This window comes from Saccharopolyspora pogona (assembly GCF_014697215.1).
GTDB classification, from domain to species: Bacteria; Actinomycetota; Actinomycetes; order Mycobacteriales; family Pseudonocardiaceae; genus Saccharopolyspora; species Saccharopolyspora hattusasensis.
In genome coordinates this window covers 7,876,278-7,894,676 of sequence record NZ_CP031142.1, presented here as the reverse complement: position 1 = coordinate 7,894,676, position 18,399 = coordinate 7,876,278, and the positions used below count along the sequence as shown (strand labels likewise).

Below are 18,399 nucleotides of genomic sequence, written 5' to 3'. Positions count from 1 at the left end.
CTCTCCGGGAGGCCGCCGGCTACGGCGGTGAAGAGCAAGCGCTCACGCAAGTGCCCTCAGGCGAGGGTGATGCGCTTGCGGCTCTCATCGCTGTAACCGTCAAGCAAAGTAAGGGGTGTCTGACGTGGCTGCCGTCTGCGACGTCTGCGGGAAGGGACCAGGCTTCGGCAACTCGGTCTCGCACTCCCACCGGAAGACCAAGCGCCGGTGGAACCCGAACATTCAGACCGTGCACGCCAAGATCGGTCTTTCGCAGCGCAAGCGCATGAACGTGTGCACCTCTTGCCTGAAGGCCGGCAAGGTCGTCCGCGGTTGATGTGATTGCGCGCGAAACCCCGAGGCCGAGCGCCTCGGGGTTTTCTGCGTGCGCACTCCGTCCGAGTCCCACGCACTGAACTGCGCCTCGACGTCAGGCAGGCGGCCTGAGCCGCTGCCCCTTTTCATCGCGCGCGACCTGCACCGCGGCGCAAAGCGACCGCGTGCCCTGGCTCACGAAGCGTGGTTCCGCCACTGGGGCCCGACCTTCTCCCACTCCGCGGCCCACGCGGCGATCCGCATGCGGGTCACGAACAACCTCAGCCCGGCCAGCGCCACCCCGGTGAACATCGCCGAACCGATCAGCACGCCTGCCCCGGCCAGCCCGGCGGCTTGGGTCGCCTCGGCGCGGGTGAGCGGTGGCGCGGTCAGCTGACCCTGCTGGTCCAGCCACACCGGGACGGTGCCTGCCGCCGGGGTTCGCGCCGGCAGCTCGATGACCGCGAAGTGCTCGTCCGGCGGCTGCCCCCAGCGCACCGCTACCGGCCGCTGCGCGTTCCCGCTGGAATTACCGACCTCCGCGACGACCGTCGCCACCACCTGGTGCTTGGCGGCCTGCTCCCGATCCGCCTCGCCGAGCCGGTCGCGCAGCTCGGACTGCGCGATGACGATGGACGCCACCACCGTGACGATCGCGATCAGCACGACCACCAGCAGCGCGACGGGTTCGAAATAGTCGGTGCGCCGCCGCAGCGGATTCGCGCCCGGAAATATCCCGCGGACCCGACGCCGCAGGTCGCTTTCGCTCCGGCCGGCTCCCATAACGAGCCTTCTTCCGCCCCGAACGAATCTCCCGGCAAGGGCCAATGTACGACCGGGCGGAACCGAAATCCATACGCCGCGACCAGGCAGAACGGGTCGCGGGCCGGCTAGGGCAGCTTCCAGTCCACGGGCTCGGCGCCGCGGCCGGCGAGGATCTCGTTGACCCGGCTGAACGGGCGGGAGCCGAAGAAGCCGCGGTCGGCCGACATCGGGCTGGGGTGCGGCGATTCGACGCACTCCACTCCGGGCATCAGCGGGCGCAGGTCGCGGGCGTCGCGCCCCCACAGGACCGCCACCAGCGGCTCTTCCCGGGCGGCCAGCGCGCGGATCGCCTGCGCGGTGACCTCTTCCCAGCCCTTGCTGCGGTGCGAGCCGGGCTTGCCGGGCCGGACCGTCAACGACCTGTTGAGCAGCAGCACGCCGCGCTCGGTCCAAGGCGTGAGGTCACCACTGGAGGGCTCGGGGTGGCCGAGGTCCTCGGTGTACTCGCGGTAGATGTTGACCAGGCTGCGTGGCGGCGCGACGCCGGGCGCGACGGAGAAGCTCAGGCCGACCGGGTGCCCGGGCGTCGGGTACGGGTCTTGGCCGACGATCAGCACCCGCACGTCATGGAACGGCTGCTGGAAGGCGCGGAGCACGTTCTCCGGGGCGGGCAGGTACGTCCTGCCCTCGGCGACCTCGGTGCGCAGGAACTCGCCCATCTTCTTGATCTGATCGGCGACCGGTTCCAGGGCTTTCGCCCACCCGGCCTCCACGAGCTCGTGCAGCGGACGTGCGGTCATGCGAGCACCCTAGCGAGCGACGGAGATCGACCTCGCGACAGCCCCAAGATCGACCGCAAATCAGTCTACGTGTTGCAAGTCACACTCGATCGAAGTAACACGTCGCGCGATATCGCACACATCCGTATCTGGCTGTCACACGAAAGCATCATTTTCGCCCGTCATCCAGCAAATTGGGCTGTCAAATCAGCGACTCCGCGGCACAACGCGCAGGCCGTCCGATCGGTGACGTTTTGCATAAAGGAAATAACATCGGAATAACGCAATCCCGGTCTTTTGGTGGCATCCCCCCAGGTCGCTCGGCTAGGTTCACCGGAGTTCGAATGACCCGTGGGGGGCGGATGGCATGACCCGGAGGTGGGCCGAAAACTCATGACTTCGCAGGAAACAGCCGAAACATCAGCGGAGCAGCGATCCCTGCTCCGCCGCGCGGTCAGCGCAGCGGCAATCGGCAACTGCACGGAGTGGTACGACTTCGGCGTATATGCGTATGTGGCCGCATACGTCGGCCACCAGTTCTTCCCCGGCCCGCTGGAGACCGTCTCGGCCTTCGGTGTCTTCGCCATCTCCTTCCTGTTCCGGCCGCTGGGCAGCCTGTTCTTCGGGCCGCTGGGCGACCGGATCGGCAGGCAGAAGGTGCTGGCGGTGACGATCCTGCTGATGTCCGGCTCGACGTTCGTCATCGGTCTGCTGCCCACCTACGGGACCATCGGCATCTTCGCTCCGATGCTGTTGCTGCTGTGCCGGCTGTTGCAGGGCTTCTCCACCGGCGGTGAATACGGCGGCGCCGCGACCTACATCGCCGAGTTCGCGCCGGACCGCCGCCGCGGCTTCTGGGGAAGCTGGCTGGAATTCGGCACCCTCGTCGGATTCGGATTCGGTGCACTGGTTCCGACGATCCTGATCTTGAATTTGGACAGCGCCTCGATGGAAAGCTGGGGTTGGCGCATTCCGTTCCTGATCGCCGGGCCGCTCGGCGCCGTCGGCCTCTACCTGCGGAGCAAGCTGGAGGACACCCCAGCGTTCAAGAACCTGGAAGCGACCCACCAGGTCGCCAAGTCGCCGCTTAAGGACCTGATCAAGGAATGGTGGCGGCAGCTGCTGATCCTGATGGGCATCGTGGTGCTGATCAACGTCGCCAACTACACGATCCTGACCTACATGGAGACGTACCTCGGGGACGCGCTCCACGTGCCGGACGGCCAGGAGTACCAGGTGCTGCTCCCGCTGCTGCTCACGGTCGTGTTCATGCTGGTGATCATCACTCCGGTGGGCGCGCTGTCGGACCGGATCGGCCGCAAGCCGCTGTTCCTGTCCGCGGCGATCTGCTTCATCGTGCTGCCGATCCCGGCGTTCTTGCTGATCTCCCAGGGCACCGTGCTGACCACGATCCTGGGGTTGGGCCTGCTCGCGATCGGGCACGTGCAGCTGATCGGACCGCTGGCGGCGACGCTCCCGGCGATGTTTCCGACGAAGGTCCGCTACGCGGCCTTCTGCATCGGCTACAACATCTCCACGGCGGCCTTCGGCGGAACCGCACCGCTGGTCAACGACGCCGTGGTCACCTCGACCGGCAACACCATGTTCCCGGCCTTCTACCTGATGGCCGCGGCCCTGGTGGCGCTGGTGCCGATCCTGCTGATGAAGGAGACGGCGAAGAAGCCGCTGATGCAGGACGCACCTGCCACGTCGGCATCGCCGGCGAACTGACGTCCGAGACGCGAAGAACCCCGATGTGCCGCGGCGCATCGGGGTTCTTCGCGTCTCGGCCTAGCGCCAGTGCTCCCAGCCCGCCGAACCCTCGTACTCGCCGCCGTCCACCGTGACCCCGGAGCCCTCGGCGACGACCCCGAGCGCGCGCCAGCCCTCCGGCAGCGGGCGCCCCGGCGGGAACGTCGCCACCAGCGCCTGGTCCTCGCCGCCGGTGAGCACCCAGTGGCGGGCGTCCGCGCCCAGCGCGGAGGCGACCTCGTTCAGCCGCTGCGGCACCTCGATCTGGTCGGTGCGGATGTCGATGGCCACCTGCGACGCCGCGGCGATGTGCCCGAGATCGGCCAGCAGCCCATCCGAGGTGTCCACCATGGACGTCACGCCGGCGACGGCCGCCTGCGGTCCTGCCGCGTAGGGCGGCTCCGGGACGCGGTGCGCGCCGACGACCGCGACCGGCGAGCGGAAACCCCGCCCCAGCACGGCCAGACCGGCCGCCGACCAGCCGAGCCGCCCGGCCACCGCGACCACGTCGCCGGGCCGTGCGCCCGACCGCGTCACCGGCTCCCGGCCCTGCAGGTCGCCCAGCGCTGTGATCGAGATTGTCAGTGAGGTCGCCGACACCATGTCGCCGCCGATGATGCCGATGCCGACCTGCTGTGCTTCTTCCCACATGCCCCCGAGGAGCTCGTCGGCCACGCTCGTCGGCAGGTCCGGCGAGCAGGCCAGGCCCACCAGCAGGCCGGTGGGCACCGCGCCCATCGCGGCGATGTCCGACAGGTTCACCGCGACCGCCTTGCGGCCGACCTGGTGCGGTGTCGACCAGTCGAAACGGAAGTGCACCTGTTCCACCAGCACGTCGGTGGTAGCCACCACGCGGCCGTCTGGGGCGGCCAGGACGGCCGCGTCGTCCCCCGGCCCGAGTAACGTGCCCGGTGACTGCGGTCGCCCGGCAGTCACCCGATCGATGAGACCGAACTCACCCAACTGGGAAACGGTCTGTGCGTCCTGCGACGAATCAGGACCCAACTGGGACCTTCCTTCCTTGAGCATCCGCTCGGTCCAATGGGGTAGCTTTCTGCCAGTTTCATACCCCGAGCACATCGGCAAGACGAAGGGGCACGCCGTGGTTCAGGCATACATACTCATCCAGACCGAAGTCGGCAAGGCCGCCGCGGTCGCCAACGAGATCGCCGGCTCGCCGGGCGTCATCAGCGCCGAGGACGTTACCGGTCCGTACGACGTGATCGTGCGCGCCGAAGCCGAGAACGTCGACCAGCTCGGCAAGATGGTCGTCGCCAAGATCCAGAACGTCGAAGGCATCACCCGGACCCTCACCTGTCCTGTAGTGCACCTCTGACGACCCGCGGGTGGGCAGCCCGCACCCGGTAGGAGCACGGCCGGGCCGGTGGCCACACCCGGCAACGGCCGTGCTGTAGTGGACGACGTGGTTCACCAATCAGCGCCCGGATTGCCCCGGCCGGTGTTGATCGTGGCGATCACGCTCGGCGCACTCCTCGCCCTAGCGGTCGCCGGTATCGGCGCGTACGGCTGGTATGGCGAGCACCAGGCGCAAAAAGCTGCAGCAGAAGCGGAAGCGGCCCGGCGAAGCGGGCCGCTTCCGCTCGCTCCGGTCCCGGCGCCGAAGGCGTCGTCGCAGGAGTGCGCGACGGTGCTCGCGGCGCTGCCGAGCGAGTTCGCCGTAGGCGACGAGCTCGTACCGCGCCGCGCGCTGGCGGAGCCGGCGGCGGCGGGAGCCGTCGCCTGGGGAGATGCGAAGCACGACCCGCTGACGGTGCGCTGCGGCATCGACGCGCCCGCGGAGCTGACGCCGACGGCGCAGCTGGTGGACGTCTTCGGCGTCAGCTGGCTGGAGATCAACCAAGGTGGCGACACCTCGTGGCTGGCGGTCGACCGCCCGGTGTACGTCGCGCTCACCGCTCCGGAGCGCACCGGAACCGGGCCCCTCCAGGACCTTTCCAAGATCCTCCGCAACGCCCTCCCCAAGCAACCGGTCTTCCCCTGACCGGCGCCTTCGAACGGGGACTGCTCGGACGTGAACGGCCCATTCGCACCGCCTAACGGAACGAACGGGCCGTTCGCGTCAACTCGGTTGTGGAGCGAACGGACCGTGTGCGCCTTCTAGCGCGGCGAACAGGCCGTTCGCTTCGACTTTTCGTCAGCGGAGGCCGGTGCCTCGGGCGATCGCCGTTTCGATCAGCGTGGTCAGCAGGGTCGGGTAGTCGATGCCCGTGTGCGCCCACATCCGCGGGTAGAGCGAGATAGCCGTGAAGCCCGGCATCGTGTTGACCTCGTTGACGATCAGCCGGCCGTCCTCGGCGAGGAAGAAGTCGACCCGCGCCAGGCCCTGGCACTCCAGGGCGCGGAAGGCGCGCACCGCGGCATCGCGCAGCTCCTCGATCGCGTCGTCGCCGATCTTGGCCGGGATGTCGAACTCGGTGACGTCGTCGAGGTACTTGGATTCGTAGTCGTACCAGTCGGAATCGCCGGTCACCCGGAGTTCGGCGGGCTGTGAGGCCTCGATCCGGCCGTCCGGGAACTCCAGCACGCCGCACTCGATCTCGCGGCCCACCACAGCCGCCTCGATGATCACCTTCGGGTCGGTGCGCCGCGCCTCGGCGATCGCCGCGTCCAGCTCGGCCCAGTCGTCGACCTTGGTGATGCCCAGCGACGACCCGGCCCGCGCCGGCTTGACGAACACCGGCAGCCCGAGCCGCTCGCGCTGCGCGTCGTCCAGCGTGGCCTGGTCGCGGCGCAGCACCTCGTAGCGCCCCACCTCCAAGCCCTCCGCGGCGAGCAGCTTCTTGGTGTACTCCTTATCCATCGACACGGCGCTTGAGAGCACGCCCGGCCCGACGTAAGGCACGTCGGCCATCTCCAGCAACCCCTGGATGGTGCCGTCCTCGCCGAACGCGCCGTGCAGCACCGGGAACACCACGTCGACCGACGACAGCACCTCGCCGCCCCGGCCCGGCTCCAGCAGCACCAGCTCACGGCGGGTGGGGTCGCCGGGCAGCGCGATGGCCGTGTTCGCCGCGACCTCGGGCGCCTGGCGGTCCCGGATCTCCAGCTGCTTCGGGTCGTCGGTGCCCAGCACCCAAGCGCCCTCGCGGGTGATGCCGACCGGCAGGATCGCGAAGCGGTCCTGGTCCAGGTGCGCGAGCACGCTACCGGCGGACACGCAGGAGATGCCGTGCTCGGTGCTGCGTCCGCCGAAGACGACGGCCACCCGGGTCTTGCGCTGTGTCATGCGCCGGACCATACCTGCCGCATTCGGAGGTCGTTTCACAAAGGCTTGGTTGGAGACCTCGAGGCGGGACGCGCGTGATCTTCGACTCGGAACCGTTCCTAGGGTGAGTGGCCATTATTGGTCACGTCATCCGGAGCCGGACTGATCCGGTGATCTCCCGAACAGTCGTGGAGATCTGGGAACAACACGAGTTGGTCACCTCGGCCCAGCATGGTCTTGTCACCACGGTGTGGTGTGCCCGCTGTCCTTGGTGCTGGTGTTGCCCGGGTGCCCGTCAGCGCGGGTGCGGTCTGGCCGGTAGCTCTCCCGCCACGATCCTCTGGTCGTGTCCGGGTCACACCTGGCCGACGCCGCAACCGATGCTGGTGGGCACGTCTGCCGATGGCCACCTTCGCGTGGCGGAAGAACACCCGTGAGTGTTTTAGGGTGCCATAGCACCCAAAAGCACTCACGGCGGTCACCTGCGTTCGCTGATGCGCTGCCCGACGCGGGCAAGCCGGGCCTAGAGGACCTGAACGCGACGCTGCTTACCGACACGCTCGTCGCGATCCGCATAGCCGCGAACACGCCCCCGCCGCTTCCCGCCATGGCGCGGCCAGACGTTGTTCGACAGCGCGGATTGCCCTGGTGAGACCGGTTTTCTGGAGCGCCCAGGCACCGCAGGGATAACCGGTACTGGTCCTCGGATGCCCGGGTGATCGCACCAGCCCACCGTGACGAACACCGGGCGGTGAGATTCCTCTTGCGTCGTGCTCGTTGGGTGTGCTTCGCCGCCGCATCGCCGATACAGACCCGTTCAGCCAGGTCGGATCGGGCGAGAGAACCAAGATGCTGTCCCACCAGGATCAGCACCTTCTCATCAACAGCCGACACCCGGAGACGATCGCGGATACGCGCTCCGGATGGCGCGGCCACGGTGAACGGCGCAGCGATCAGCCGAAGCTTTCGTCGTGCCACCACCTCACCCCTCACCGCACCTCCCACCGCGTGTCCAGCAATGGCCTACTCTACCGCCTGTTTCACGCAGTGGATCACTCGGCGTTGCTTCGCTGACCGCGGCCCATACAACCGGCCCGAAAACGACGTCACCACCGCCACCATGTCCCGCACCAACTCCGACTCCAACTCCGCCGACGAATCCCACTCCTCATCCGTACCGGTTACCTCCAGATCAACGCCGAACGCGGGCAACAACACATCCCGGATCACCCCGATACCGAACCGGGCTAAACGCTCCTCGTGTTCCACCACCAACGTCGCCACCTCGGGACGCCGGCAGGCATCAAGAGCACGCCGAAAACCACGACGACCATCCGAGAGTCCAGACGCCACGTCCCAGAATTCCCCCACCACGACACGGCCCTCGGTAGCGTGCCGCAATCGCGTGATCTGCCGGTCAAGATCACCCTCGCGGCGCTGGCGCTGCGAGGACACCCGCGCATACAACACCACGCCCTCAACAGGCGGTACCGATCCACGCCTGCGGCGGACATCCTCCAACTCCGCCACCGAGAACACCCGGCGACCACCAGCAGAACGACGATCCGGCAGCACTCCCTGCTGGGTATAGCGACGCAACGTTCGCGTCGAAACCCCCAACATCCGGGCCGCTATCGTGGCCGACACCAAACGATCAGTCATGCCCGAAACATACCGGAACGACCAACAACGACCGATAACCTAGGAAACAGCGCCCAACCCGCGACGACGCAAGCGAGTTCCGCCCGGCAAGCGCCTGACCTGGCGAAGTGCGTCACCTCTTTCCGCACAGCTGGGCCAGGATCGGCAGCGCGCGTTCCAGTTCGCTGCGCGAGCACGCGGCGTAGCCGAGCGCCAACCCGAACCACTGCTGCGGACCGCAGTGGTGGCGTCGCAGCCCGTCGAGCACCAGGCCACGTTCGGCGGCCGCCGCGACCACCCGCTGCTCGGTCTCCGCGTCCGGCAGCGGCAGCACCACGTGCGCCCCGGCCCGGTCCCCGAACACCTCGACGCCCTCGGCGGCGAGCTTGTCCACCACGAGTGCCCGGCGCTGCGAGAGTTCTCGCCGCAGCCGCCGCAGGTGACGCCCCAGGTCCCCGTGGCGCGCGAGTTCCACCAGCACGCGCTGCCCCGCCGGGGCCGGGCTGGTGCCGGTGAGATCCCGGTGCTGCAGCACCGAAGCGGCGACCTTGTCTGGTGCCAGCATCCAGCCAGCTCCCAGTGTCGGGGTGAGGATCTTGCTGGTCGTGCCCAGGTGCACGACGACGTCCGGGGCCATCGACGCGAGCACCGGCAGCGGCGCCACGTCGTAGCGGAGCTCGCCGTCGTAGTCGTCCTCGATGATCAGCCAGCCCTCGGCACGCGCCCGCTCCACCAGGGCGATCCGGCGCTCCGCGGGCAGCCGGCCGCCGATCGGGTACTGGTGCGCGGGCGAGCAGTAGACCGCCCGCACGCCGCGCGGAATGGCATCGACCACGATTCCCGCGTGGTCGACGGGAGCCGGCACCACCCGCACGCCCGCCGCCCGCAGCGCACCCACCGCTCGCTGGTAGCCGGGCTCCTCCACGGCGACCGTCGCGCCTCGGCGCAGCACCGCGGATGCCAGTTCGAAGACGGCCGACGTGGTGCCGGCGGTGGCCAGCACGTTCTCCACCGTCAGGCCGCCGACGACCAGACCGCGGTGCCGCAGCAGGTGTTCGACGATGGCTTCGCGGTACTCGACCGCCCCGGCACGATGCGGCCTGGAATCGGGCCCGGTGTCGGCCGCCGCGCGCCAGGCCCGGCGCCACGCCGCCCGGTCGATGCCCTCCACCCACGGCACGCCGGGTGTCAGCACGACCGCCGGTTCGTCCGGTCGGCTTTCGCCGTGCTTGGCTCCTGCGGCGGCCTCGGTCTGAGAGCCGGGCGGGCTGGTGGTGACGTAGGTGCCCGAGCCGCGCCGACCGGCGATCCAGCCCTCGGCGTGCAGCTGCTCGTAGGCGGCGGCTGTCACGGTGCGGCTCACCGCGAGGTGGCGCGCGAGCGCGCGCGTGGACGGCAGGCGGTCGCCACCGCGGAGCTGCCCCTTCGTCGCCGCATGCCGCAGCGCGTCGGCGAGCTGCACGGCGAGCGGTCGGCGGTCGTCGCGGTGCAGCTCGATGGCCAGCTCCAGCAGCGGCGAGCTGGCCGCGGGCACGGAATGTGGCATTTTGAAATTCTCCCTGATTGGCACTTCGATAATGCCACTTTCTTAAAGATCCTGTTCCACGTGACCCGACAGCTCTCCACCACAGACCGGACCACCATCCGTCGCGGCAGCGAGCGGGCCCGCACCGAGCGCAGCGACCTGCACGCCACGCTGGACGCGGGCCTGATCTGCCACCTCGGGCTGCTGATCGACGGTTCTCCCCGGGTGCTGCCCACCGGCTACGGCCGCAGCGGCGACACTCTCTACGTCCACGGTTCGACCGGTGCGCGCAGCCTGCGAGAGGCCGCCGAAGGCGTCGAGGTCTGCGTCACCGTCACCCACCTCGACGGGATCGTCTACGCACGCTCGCTGTTCCACCACTCCGTGAACTTCCGCTCCGCGATGATCCACGGACGCGCCCGGGACGTCACCGACGCCGACGAGAAGCTGCAGGCGCTGCGGGTGATCAGCGAGCAGCTCGCGCCCGGTTCGTGGGAGCACGCGCGGCAGCCGAACAAGAGGGAGCTGGCTGCGACGGCGGTCATCGCCGTCGACCTCGCCGAGGCGGCTGTGAAGATCCGCAACGGCGGGCCCAACGACGACGCCGAGGACGTCGAGGAGGCCACGGCCTGGGCCGGGGTGCTCCCGCTGCGAACGCACTGGGGCGCGCCGGAACCGTCGGCGGACCTCCCGTCGGGATTCGAGGTTCCGTCGCACGTCGGCGAACGGGAGCAACCGGCATGAGCATCGTGGAGCTGGAAGATGCCGCACCCGCGTACCCGGTGCTCCGGGAGTTGCGGCCGGATCTGGCTTCGCTGGAGGACTTCCTCGCGCAGGCGAAGCAGCAGCAGGCTGCGGGCTACCGGTTGATCGCGTCGCTCGACGCCAGCGGTGAGATCGCCGCCGTCACCGGATTCCGCACCGGGCAGTCGTTCGTGTGGGGTCACTATCTCTACGTGGACGACGTCGTCACGTTGCCGACGGCTAGGAAGCAGGGGCACGCGGGCGCGCTGCTCGCCTGGATCGACGAGGAGGCCCGCAGGCTCGGAGTCGGGCAGATCCACCTGGATTCGGGCACCCAGCGCCACGATGCGCACCGCCGCTACCTCGGGACCGGGTTCGCGATCCGGTCCCTGCACTTCGCGAAGCCCACGCAGGAGGCCTGAAACGCTCGTCCACCCCTGGGATGCCGACCACGACGAGCAGGAGTGGCAGCGATGGCTGGCCGAGGGGCACGACTTCGGCCAGCTGGTGGCCGTGGCCCCGGACCGGCGACCGGTCGTGCGGCCGGCGCACTTCGTGCTCGACGGCGACCGAATCCTGCTGCACCTCACGCGCCCCCAACCCGATCTGGCGCACGCTGGAGCACCGATCCGCGCTGCGTGCTGTCGATTGTGGACGACTACGCCTACATCCCCGGCCCGTGGCGGGCCGAGGGCGACACCCCGACCAGCTCGGGCGTGCCGACGAGCCACTACGCCAGCGTGCAGCTCTCGGGCGAAGCGGAGCCGGTGGACGACCCGGCTGCCAAGGCCGCCCTGCTGCAACGCCAGGTGGAGCGCTTCCAGCCGGCGGGCGAGACTGCCGAGATCGCCGCGCACGACGGTCCGTTCCACCGGATGCTCAAGGGAATCCGCGGCGTGGTCCTGCACGTCGAGTCGGTGACGGCGAAGTTCAAGTACGGCGACAACAAATCGGTGTCGCTAAATCTAAATCGGTGTCGCTGCAGGGCTCGGTCGCCCGCCGGCTGGTCGAAAGGCCCGGTCCCGGGACCGGGCCACGGCCGCCCGACAACTCCGCCGCATGCGACGGCGCGCCGAAATCCTGACGGTGCCGGAAATCCGCAGTTTCGACTGAAACTGCGGACCCGCGATGTCGGTCACTCCTGGCTGAGGCCGGTGACGGGGTCGTTGGTGTAGAGGGTCATCCGGGCGCGGGTGGGCCGGTAGACGTGGATGCTCACCGCCGGGTCCGGGCCGTTGTTGTGCACCTGGTGCACGTAGTTCGGGCCGAAGACGCGGGACTGGCCCGCGACCAGCGGGTGCAGCACCTCGTTGCCACCGCGTTGGACGACGCGCTCGGTCAGGGTGCCGGTGACCACGGTGAAGGCGCCGGTGGCGCCGCCGTGGTCGTGCAGATCGGTGCGCTGGCCCGGCAGCCAGCTCAGCAGCCACGCCTCGTAGCTCTCGGTACGCGTGATCAGGCCGGACCACCGCTGGTCCGGGTCGTAGCGCAGCAGGCGCGTCCACGAGCCGCGGTCGGCGGCGAGTTCACGGGCGATGCGGACCGGGTGCGCGATGGTGAGATCGGCAGGCGCGGCAACGGTATTCGGAGGAACGGCGAACACGGCGGTTGTCCTTCGGGATCGTGATGAGCCCCGGGCCGTCAGCGCGCGCACCGGCACGCCGGAAACACCCGGGAATTACGGGAGAACGATCAACACGAAGAACACAGACAGAGCGCGCTGGCGACGCGGCGCAGGTCGATGTGACCCCGTCGATCAGTCATAGCACGCAACAACACGCCCTGAACTGAACCAGTCCGCCGCCCTCACGTCAACTCGATCCCGCAAGATCTCACACCACGGCGCCGCGATTTCAATGGAAATCGAAGGTCCAATTTCCATTGAAATCGCGGAAACACCCCACCCCTGGCGCAAGCCGGGCGGCTTCCGGGGGGCCTGACGTTCGCCGGTCGGGCGGACCAGGCGGCCCGGCGCAGGACGTGGCTGGCGGCCAGCCGCATGTTCTGCGGGAACACGCGGAGGATGCGCAGGATCAGCGCCCACCACGCGCCCGCCGCGATCAACACCGCTCCCACGACGTGGACCGCGACGTGGACCGCGACGGCCGCGGCCCCTCCGGCGAGGTAGGCCACGTTGGTCAGGACCGCCACCGGGATCAGCAGGCCGAAGATCCACCAGCGCCCGCGGGAGACCAGCGTCCACACCGCCAGCGGGAGTTGTGCGAGCCGTTGTCCGACCGCGGGTCCAGCTGCAACGTCGTGATGAAGGCGCGCAGGGCCGCGACGAACCGGCCGGTTCGGAGTGCTGACAGCCCCAGGCAGTTCCACACACCGGGCAGCTGCGGGTCCAGGCGCAGGGCGACCTCCAGCGGTTCACGGGCTTGGCGGGCCGCCGCCCGGCCGCCAATCGACAGCAGGACGATGCCGATCACGCAGTGCGTCAGTGCGGAGTCCGGTTCGAGGTCGCGGGCGCGTTGGGCGTGCCAGAGGGCCTGGTCCAGGTACTTGCCGAACAGCTTGCGCAGCTTCGCGTTGCGCATCGGGGCGAGGAAAGCGCGTTCAGCCGCTTCTTCAGTCCTGCTCTGATTCCGGCTCGACGAAGCGCGGCGGCACCACGTCGGCCAGCTCCGCTTCGCCGGCCGACCAGTCGTAACCCTTCCCCTGAGCCGGTCCCGGCTCGTCCGCACCCGCGGATTCCGGCTCCTCGGGGGCGGGCTTCGGCTGGTCGGCCGGGGCGAGTGCCCGAGCCATCAGCTGGGATGCCGAAGCGTTGCCGGGTTCTTGCTGCAACGCGGCAGTGCGACACCGCCTCGTCGCGGACACCGCTGGACAGCAGCAGTTCCGCCAGGTGCAGGCGCAGGGCGATGTCTTCCGGGGCTGCGGTGACAGCGTTGCGCAGGCTGCCGAGGAGCGGGTTGGAACTCACCCGATCAGCATATGCGCCGCCTTCGGACGCAGGGTTCCGCTGAAGTCCGGGCAGCCGGGCGGGGCGGTTTCCCGGGGCACCAGCGAGATCGCCGCCTCCCCGCCACCGCTGGACACTGTGGACATTCGCCGGAACCCGCGGGCGTCAGGAGAGGGCCTGCAGGACGTCCGCGACCAGGTCCGCGGGGTCTTCGCAGCCCGCGGAGAACCGGACGAAGCCCGCCGGCACCGGGTCGCCCCACTGGGCCCGGCGGTCGACCGTGCTGTGCAGGCCGCCGAAACTCGTCGCCGCCACGACCAGCTCGCTGCGCCGGACGAACTCGTCGACCGCCGCCGCATCCGCCAGCTCGAACCGGAACATCCCGCCCCAGCGGCGCATCTGCCGCCGTGCGAGATCGTGCGACGGATCACCAGGCAGGCCGGGCCAGCGCAGCCCGGAAACCGCCGGGTGCCCGCGCAGCGCCTCGACGAGCGCGGCGGCGTTCTCGGCCTGCCGCGCCAACCGCAGGTCCAGCGTGCCCATGCTGCGGTGCGCCAGCCAGGCCTCGAACGGGCCGGGGATCGAGCCGGACAGCGTCCGCGCCCGCACGAGCCGCTGCGCCAGCTCCTCGTCGCGGACCGACACGTGCCCCATCAGAATGTCGCTGTGCCCGGACAGCGCCTTGGTGTCGCTGGCCACCACGATGTCCGCGCCCAGCTCCAGCGGTCGCTGCCCGAGCGGCGTCGCCGTGGTGTTGTCCACCGCCAGCAGCGCACCCGCGGCGTGCGCGCGGTCGGCGAGTTCCGCGATGTCGCACACGTCCAGCCCGGGGTTCGACGGGGTTTCCAGCAGCACCAGGCGAACCCCGGCGAACACGTCGTCGTGCCAGGGGCCCGGCGTGTCGATCTCCCGGACGTCCAGCCCCAGGTCGCCCAGCTCGTCGCGCACGAACTGGCGCGTCGCGTAGTACCCGTCGCTGGGCAGGACCACCGCGTCGCCGGGGCGCAGCAGCGCACGCAGCAGGGTGCTGATCGCCGCCATACCGGACGGCAGCAGGACGCAGTGCCCGCCGTCGAGGTCGCCGATGGCCGACTCCAGCGCCCGCCAGGTGGGATTGCCCGCCCGGCCGTAGAAATCGCTGCCCTGGACGTCCTCACCCAGGTGGAACGGCGCGGCGAAGACCGGCCCCGGCAGCAGCGGCATCCCGCCGGCCGGTTCCGGGTGCCCACCGCGCACGCACCGCGTGCCGTCGCCAAGATCCGATGTGGTCACAACTCTCCTGCCTCTTGCTGCCGTGCGTTTCCGAGCCCGGCCTCGGGCACGTTCTGCGCAGGTGGTCCGGGAACCTCGGCCCCGGACACGCGCGTTCAAGCCTCGCCGAGGATCCGCGACGATGCCCGTTCGCGTGCGCGGGCGGTTTCGAAAACGGCCGCGCGCAAGTTCACTCGGGTTTGCGCTCGCGGCCGAGCAGTTCGGCGGCCGCCGGGGCGGGTGCGAGTCCCTCGTGGCAGACCCGGTGCACCACGTCCGTGATCGGCATCTCGACGCCATGCCGCGCCGCCAGCTGCCGGATCGACGAGCACGATTTCACGCCCTCGGAAACCTGCCCGTGCGCCGCCTTCTGCGCCTGTGCCATGGTTTCGCCGCGCCCCAGCCGCTCGCCGAAGGTCCGGTTGCGCGACAGCGGTGACATGGCGGTGGCGACCAGGTCGCCCAGCCCCGCGAGGCCCGCGAACGTCATCCGGTCGGCGCCCAGTGCGACGCCGAGCCGAGTCGTCTCGGCCAGGCCGCGGGTGATCAGCGAGGACATCGTGTTGTGCCCGAACCCCAACCCTGCGGCCATCCCGCACGCGAGCGCGATCACGTTCTTGCACGCCCCGGCGATCTCGATGCCGACGAGGTCCGTGTTGGTGTAGGGCCGGAAGTACGGCGTCGAGCAGGCGTGCTGCAGCGCGACGGCGCGGTCATGGTCCGGGCACGCCACCACGGTCGCGGTCGGTTGCTCGGCAGCGATCTCCTTGGCCAGGTTGGGCCCGGAGACGACCGCGACGTGCGCCATCGGCACGTCGGCGACCTCGCCGACAACCTCGCTCATCCGCTTCAGCGTGCTCAGCTCTACGCCCTTGGCCAGGCTCACCAGCGTCGCTTCGGGCGGCAGCAGGGGCTGCCACCCGGCTAGGTTCTCGCGCAGCGTCTGGCTGGGCACCGCGAGCACCACCGCGCTCGCGCCGTAGACGGCAACGGCGGCGTCGTCGGTGGCGCGCAGCGTCGGAGGGAGCTGGATGTCCGGTAGGTACGCGGGATTGCTGCGGCTTTCGTTGATAGCCGCGGCGATCTCCGCGCGCCGCGCCCACAGGACGACGTCGTTGCCCGCGTCGGCGAGCACCTTCGCGAATGTGGTGCCCCAGGAACCGGCACCGAGGACCGTGATCCGCTCAGGCCTCGCCATCGTCACCCCGGCTCTTGCGGGCAGAGCTGTAGAACTCGGTCGGCGGCTGCTCGCCGCGGATCTCGCCGAGCAGATCCCGCACGCCCGTCATCGCCAGGTGCGTGACATCCCGCAGCGCGTGCGTGTCGTGCTCCATGCCGCGGTAGGCCGACAGGTCCAGCGGCTCGCCGAAGGCGATTCGCACGATCTTGCGCGGGAACGGCCGGAACTTCTTCTCGTAGTGGTCGTAGATGTCCCGGGTGCCCCAGCGGGCCGCCGGGATCACCGGGATGTCGTGCGCCAGCGCCAGCCGCGCCACCCCGGCCTTCGGCGTCATCGGCCAGCCGTCCGGGTCCTTGGTGATGGTGCCGTCCGGGTAGATCACGATCGTCTTGCCGTGTTGCAGGGCGTCGTGCGCGTCCCGCAGGCTCTTCTGCGCGTCGGTAGTGCCGCGGTAGACCGGGATCTGCTCGACGCCGACCAGGACGCTCTTGAGTACCGGCACGTTCCAGAGCGTGTTCTTCGCGAGGAACCGCGGCACCCGGCCGGCGCGGTGCACGGTCACGGCATCGAAGATCGGGTCCAGGTGAGAGACGTGGTTGAACACCAGCAGCGCGGGCCCCTCGGCGGGGATGCGCTCCAGCCCCGTCACCTCGATGCGGGCCAGCGCCGCGGTCAGCGGGTAGAAGACCCCGCGGGTGAGGCCGAGCCAGAACTTGCCCATGCCCTGCGCCTTTTCGCTGGTCTGCCTCCGCTGGCGCCGGAGGCTCTTCGGTTCCGCCACGGGATCTCCTTCAACTGGTCGCAAGCGCCCCGACAAGTTACCTGCCGGGCCGGGTGACCGGACATCCCGCACGGCCGAACCGAATGGGTGCCGCGCCCGGGGTGCGGTATCCCTGTGACGCGGGCTTGCCCTTCGCCGGCCGACGCCGGGCCCCCGCGCGGTGCGCCTGACGGGAAGTGACCACGCACTGGTTCCATACCCACCGGCACCGATCCCGCTCGGCCAGCAGCGCACGCCGGGAGGCCGACGACAAGCGAAGCCGATAGGTGTACCGGGCGTGCCCGGTCTCCCCGGTCTTCGCTGCTGCTGCCATGTGGATCACCGTAGCATTGGGTTTATGGCCATCGACAGCGAGTTCCGTACCGGCAGACACGTAGTTTCCCTCATGCATGCCCACTTGGTTTTCATCACGAAGTACCGGCACCCCGTGTTCACCGACACACACCTGACCCGCATAGAAGAAATCATGCGGGAGGTATGCGGCGACTTCGAAACCGAGCTGGAAGAGTTCAACGGCGAAGCCAACCACGTGCATCTGCTGGTCAGCTTCCCACCCAAGGTCGCGGTGTCGAAACTGGTCAACTCCCTCAAGGGAGTATCCTCCCGGCTGTTGCGCAAAGAGTTCGAAGACCTGCAGTTCGCTTACTGGAGAGGTGTCCGGCTGTGGTCGGGCTCCTATTTTGCCGGGTCGCCCGGTGGCGCACCCATTTCCGTGGTGCGCCAGTACATCGAACGGCAAACCCGTCCCGCTATTTGAGTGGTCGGCTCAAGCACGGAGTCGACGCGCTTACTCCCCGCCTAAGGACCGGGCATCCGCGCTACGTTTCTTCGGTGACCGCAGGGTTGTTCCTCATCGTGCCGATCAAGCCGTTGCACCTGGCGAAGTCGCGGCTGCTCGGCGCCGCCGACCGGGGGGCGCGCCGGCCGGCCGCGCACGCCGACCTGGTCACAGCCGTGGCATTGGACACAGTGACCGCTGCGCGCCAGGCGCCGGGCGTCGCCGGAGTCGTGGTGGTGACCTCCGACCCGACGCTCACCAAGGCGTTCGCCGCCGACGGAGTCGAGGTGCTCGCGGACACCCCCGCCGCCGGGCTGAACGCCGCGCTGCGGCACGGCGACGCCCAGCTGCGGCAGCGGACCACCACATCGCGAGTCGGGGCGTTGCAGGCGGATCTGCCCGCCCTGCGGCCCACCGACCTCGCCGCCGCCATCAGCGCCGCCGGGGACGATCGCGCGTTCTGCCCCGACCGGCAAGGCACCGGCACCACGCTGCTGCTGGCCGTGCCCGGCCAACCGCTTGCCCCCCGCTTCGGGCCCGGCTCCGCCGACGCGCACGCCGGGTCCGGGGCGAAGACACTCCTGGGCGGGTGGGACTCGCTGCGCTGCGACGTGGACACCGACGCCGATCTGGCCGTCGCGATGACGCTCGGTCTCGGCCCGAACACCGCCCGCCGGATCTCCTGAGCAGCGCTCTCCCGCCTGGTGTTCAAGGACCCGTACGGGGAATGTTCACCCCAAGACCGCGAACGTCACATGACCACGTCAGCGGTCGATTC

23 protein-coding genes are annotated in these 18,399 nt (G+C 69.6%); 9 read left to right on the top strand and 14 right to left on the bottom strand.

Features of this window, described 5'->3' with window-relative positions:
• Positions 1-124 precede the first annotated feature (124 nt).
• Entirely contained in the window at positions 125-316 is a 192-nt protein-coding gene (gene rpmB, locus DL519_RS37285) for a 50S ribosomal protein L28 (protein ID WP_093262649.1), read from the top strand.
• A gap of 173 nt (positions 317-489) precedes the next feature.
• Here the strand turns inward: rpmB and DL519_RS37280 are convergent, their stop codons facing one another.
• Both DL519_RS37280 and DL519_RS37275 read right to left on the bottom strand, forming a co-directional pair.
• Positions 490-1,077: an Rv1733c family protein gene (locus DL519_RS37280; RefSeq protein ID WP_190821842.1), complete on the bottom strand. Its 588-nt coding sequence runs from the start codon at positions 1,075-1,077 to the stop codon at positions 490-492.
• Between the two features lie 107 nt (positions 1,078-1,184).
• The gene (locus DL519_RS37275; protein ID WP_190821840.1) at positions 1,185-1,859 is read right to left on the bottom strand and encodes a uracil-DNA glycosylase; all 675 of its coding nucleotides are present in this window, start codon (positions 1,857-1,859) and stop codon (positions 1,185-1,187) included.
• Positions 1,860-2,231: 372 nt separating this feature from the next.
• Here DL519_RS37275 and DL519_RS37270 point away from each other — a divergent pair, with 372 nt between their 5' ends.
• The gene (locus DL519_RS37270; RefSeq protein WP_190821838.1) at positions 2,232-3,569 is read left to right on the top strand and encodes an MFS transporter; all 1,338 of its coding nucleotides are present in this window, start codon (positions 2,232-2,234) and stop codon (positions 3,567-3,569) included.
• A gap of 60 nt (positions 3,570-3,629) precedes the next feature.
• Here the strand turns inward: DL519_RS37270 and DL519_RS37265 are convergent, their stop codons facing one another.
• Complete coding sequence (locus DL519_RS37265; RefSeq protein ID WP_223839997.1) at positions 3,630-4,595, bottom strand: thiamine-phosphate kinase; 966 nt, start codon at positions 4,593-4,595, stop codon at positions 3,630-3,632.
• 97 nt (positions 4,596-4,692) lie between these two features.
• Between DL519_RS37265 and DL519_RS37260 the strand changes: the two genes are divergently transcribed.
• Both DL519_RS37260 and DL519_RS37255 read left to right on the top strand, forming a co-directional pair.
• A complete protein-coding gene (locus DL519_RS37260; protein WP_010305722.1) occupies positions 4,693-4,926 on the top strand; it encodes an Lrp/AsnC family transcriptional regulator in 234 nt (77 codons plus the stop codon).
• Positions 4,927-5,058: 132 nt separating this feature from the next.
• Positions 5,059-5,592 carry a DUF3515 domain-containing protein gene (locus DL519_RS37255; protein ID WP_317891420.1) on the top strand — a complete coding sequence of 178 codons (534 nt, stop codon included), beginning with the start codon at positions 5,059-5,061 and terminating at the stop codon, positions 5,590-5,592.
• 153 nt (positions 5,593-5,745) lie between these two features.
• Here DL519_RS37255 and DL519_RS37250 read toward each other — a convergent pair whose 3' ends face one another.
• The 3 genes from DL519_RS37250 to pdxR all read right to left on the bottom strand — a co-directional run bounded on the left by DL519_RS37250 (position 5,746) and on the right by pdxR (position 10,003).
• Positions 5,746-6,837: a D-alanine--D-alanine ligase family protein gene (locus tag DL519_RS37250; RefSeq protein ID WP_190821834.1), complete on the bottom strand. Its 1,092-nt coding sequence runs from the start codon at positions 6,835-6,837 to the stop codon at positions 5,746-5,748.
• Between the two features lie 1,002 nt (positions 6,838-7,839).
• Positions 7,840-8,478: an IS607 family transposase gene (locus DL519_RS37245; protein WP_190815591.1), complete on the bottom strand. Its 639-nt coding sequence runs from the start codon at positions 8,476-8,478 to the stop codon at positions 7,840-7,842.
• Between the two features lie 112 nt (positions 8,479-8,590).
• Positions 8,591-10,003 (bottom strand): MocR-like pyridoxine biosynthesis transcription factor PdxR, encoded by a 1,413-nt coding sequence (gene pdxR, locus DL519_RS37240; RefSeq protein ID WP_190821832.1) that lies wholly within the window; start codon positions 10,001-10,003, stop codon positions 8,591-8,593.
• A gap of 60 nt (positions 10,004-10,063) precedes the next feature.
• On the opposite strand from pdxR, the gene DL519_RS37235 reads away from it, so the two are divergent.
• Genes DL519_RS37235 through DL519_RS37225 form a run of 3 tightly spaced genes read left to right on the top strand, consistent with a single transcriptional unit; the run spans position 10,064 to position 11,901 of the window.
• A complete protein-coding gene (locus DL519_RS37235) occupies positions 10,064-10,726 on the top strand; it encodes a pyridoxamine 5'-phosphate oxidase family protein (protein WP_223839996.1) in 663 nt (220 codons plus the stop codon).
• Positions 10,723-11,148 (top strand): GNAT family N-acetyltransferase, encoded by a 426-nt coding sequence (locus DL519_RS37230; RefSeq protein ID WP_190821828.1) that lies wholly within the window; start codon positions 10,723-10,725, stop codon positions 11,146-11,148. Before DL519_RS37235 ends, DL519_RS37230 begins: the two co-directional genes overlap by 4 nt.
• Positions 11,149-11,199: 51 nt before the next feature.
• Positions 11,200-11,901 (top strand): FMN-binding negative transcriptional regulator, encoded by a 702-nt coding sequence (locus DL519_RS37225; protein WP_223839995.1) that lies wholly within the window; start codon positions 11,200-11,202, stop codon positions 11,899-11,901.
• Here the strand turns inward: DL519_RS37225 and DL519_RS37220 are convergent.
• The 8 genes from DL519_RS37220 to DL519_RS37190 all read right to left on the bottom strand — a co-directional run bounded on the left by DL519_RS37220 (position 11,862) and on the right by DL519_RS37190 (position 16,843).
• Positions 11,862-12,329 (bottom strand): cysteine dioxygenase, encoded by a 468-nt coding sequence (locus DL519_RS37220; protein WP_190821826.1) that lies wholly within the window; start codon positions 12,327-12,329, stop codon positions 11,862-11,864. The genes DL519_RS37225 and DL519_RS37220 overlap by 40 nt on opposite strands.
• Before the next feature lie 203 nt (positions 12,330-12,532).
• Positions 12,533-12,931: a hypothetical protein gene (locus tag DL519_RS37215; protein WP_190821824.1), complete on the bottom strand. Its 399-nt coding sequence runs from the start codon at positions 12,929-12,931 to the stop codon at positions 12,533-12,535.
• Positions 12,883-13,266: a tetratricopeptide repeat protein gene (locus tag DL519_RS37210; protein ID WP_190821822.1), complete on the bottom strand. Its 384-nt coding sequence runs from the start codon at positions 13,264-13,266 to the stop codon at positions 12,883-12,885. Before DL519_RS37210 ends, DL519_RS37215 begins: the two co-directional genes overlap by 49 nt.
• A 31-nt stretch (positions 13,267-13,297) precedes the next feature.
• Entirely contained in the window at positions 13,298-13,549 is a 252-nt protein-coding gene (locus DL519_RS37205; RefSeq protein ID WP_190821820.1) for a hypothetical protein, read from the bottom strand.
• 99 nt (positions 13,550-13,648) lie between these two features.
• Positions 13,649-13,777: a hypothetical protein gene (locus tag DL519_RS49215; protein ID WP_263399765.1), complete on the bottom strand. Its 129-nt coding sequence runs from the start codon at positions 13,775-13,777 to the stop codon at positions 13,649-13,651.
• Positions 13,778-13,796: 19 nt separating this feature from the next.
• Positions 13,797-14,903: a cystathionine gamma-lyase gene (locus DL519_RS37200; protein ID WP_190821818.1), complete on the bottom strand. Its 1,107-nt coding sequence runs from the start codon at positions 14,901-14,903 to the stop codon at positions 13,797-13,799.
• 169 nt (positions 14,904-15,072) lie between these two features.
• Positions 15,073-16,080 carry an NAD(P)H-dependent glycerol-3-phosphate dehydrogenase gene (locus DL519_RS37195; RefSeq protein WP_190821816.1) on the bottom strand — a complete coding sequence of 336 codons (1,008 nt, stop codon included), beginning with the start codon at positions 16,078-16,080 and terminating at the stop codon, positions 15,073-15,075.
• Positions 16,067-16,843, bottom strand: coding sequence for a lysophospholipid acyltransferase family protein (locus DL519_RS37190; protein ID WP_190821814.1), 777 nt, complete (start codon positions 16,841-16,843; stop codon positions 16,067-16,069). Before DL519_RS37190 ends, DL519_RS37195 begins: the two co-directional genes overlap by 14 nt.
• A gap of 337 nt (positions 16,844-17,180) precedes the next feature.
• On the opposite strand from DL519_RS37190, the gene tnpA reads away from it, so the two are divergent.
• Together tnpA and cofC are read left to right on the top strand one after the other, a co-directional pair.
• Positions 17,181-17,600, top strand: a complete 420-nt coding sequence (gene tnpA / locus DL519_RS37180) for an IS200/IS605 family transposase (RefSeq protein ID WP_190821810.1) — start codon at positions 17,181-17,183, stop codon at positions 17,598-17,600.
• Between the two features lie 74 nt (positions 17,601-17,674).
• Positions 17,675-18,307: a 2-phospho-L-lactate guanylyltransferase gene (gene cofC, locus DL519_RS37175; RefSeq protein ID WP_190821808.1), complete on the top strand. Its 633-nt coding sequence runs from the start codon at positions 17,675-17,677 to the stop codon at positions 18,305-18,307.
• Positions 18,308-18,399: the final 92 nt, after the last annotated feature.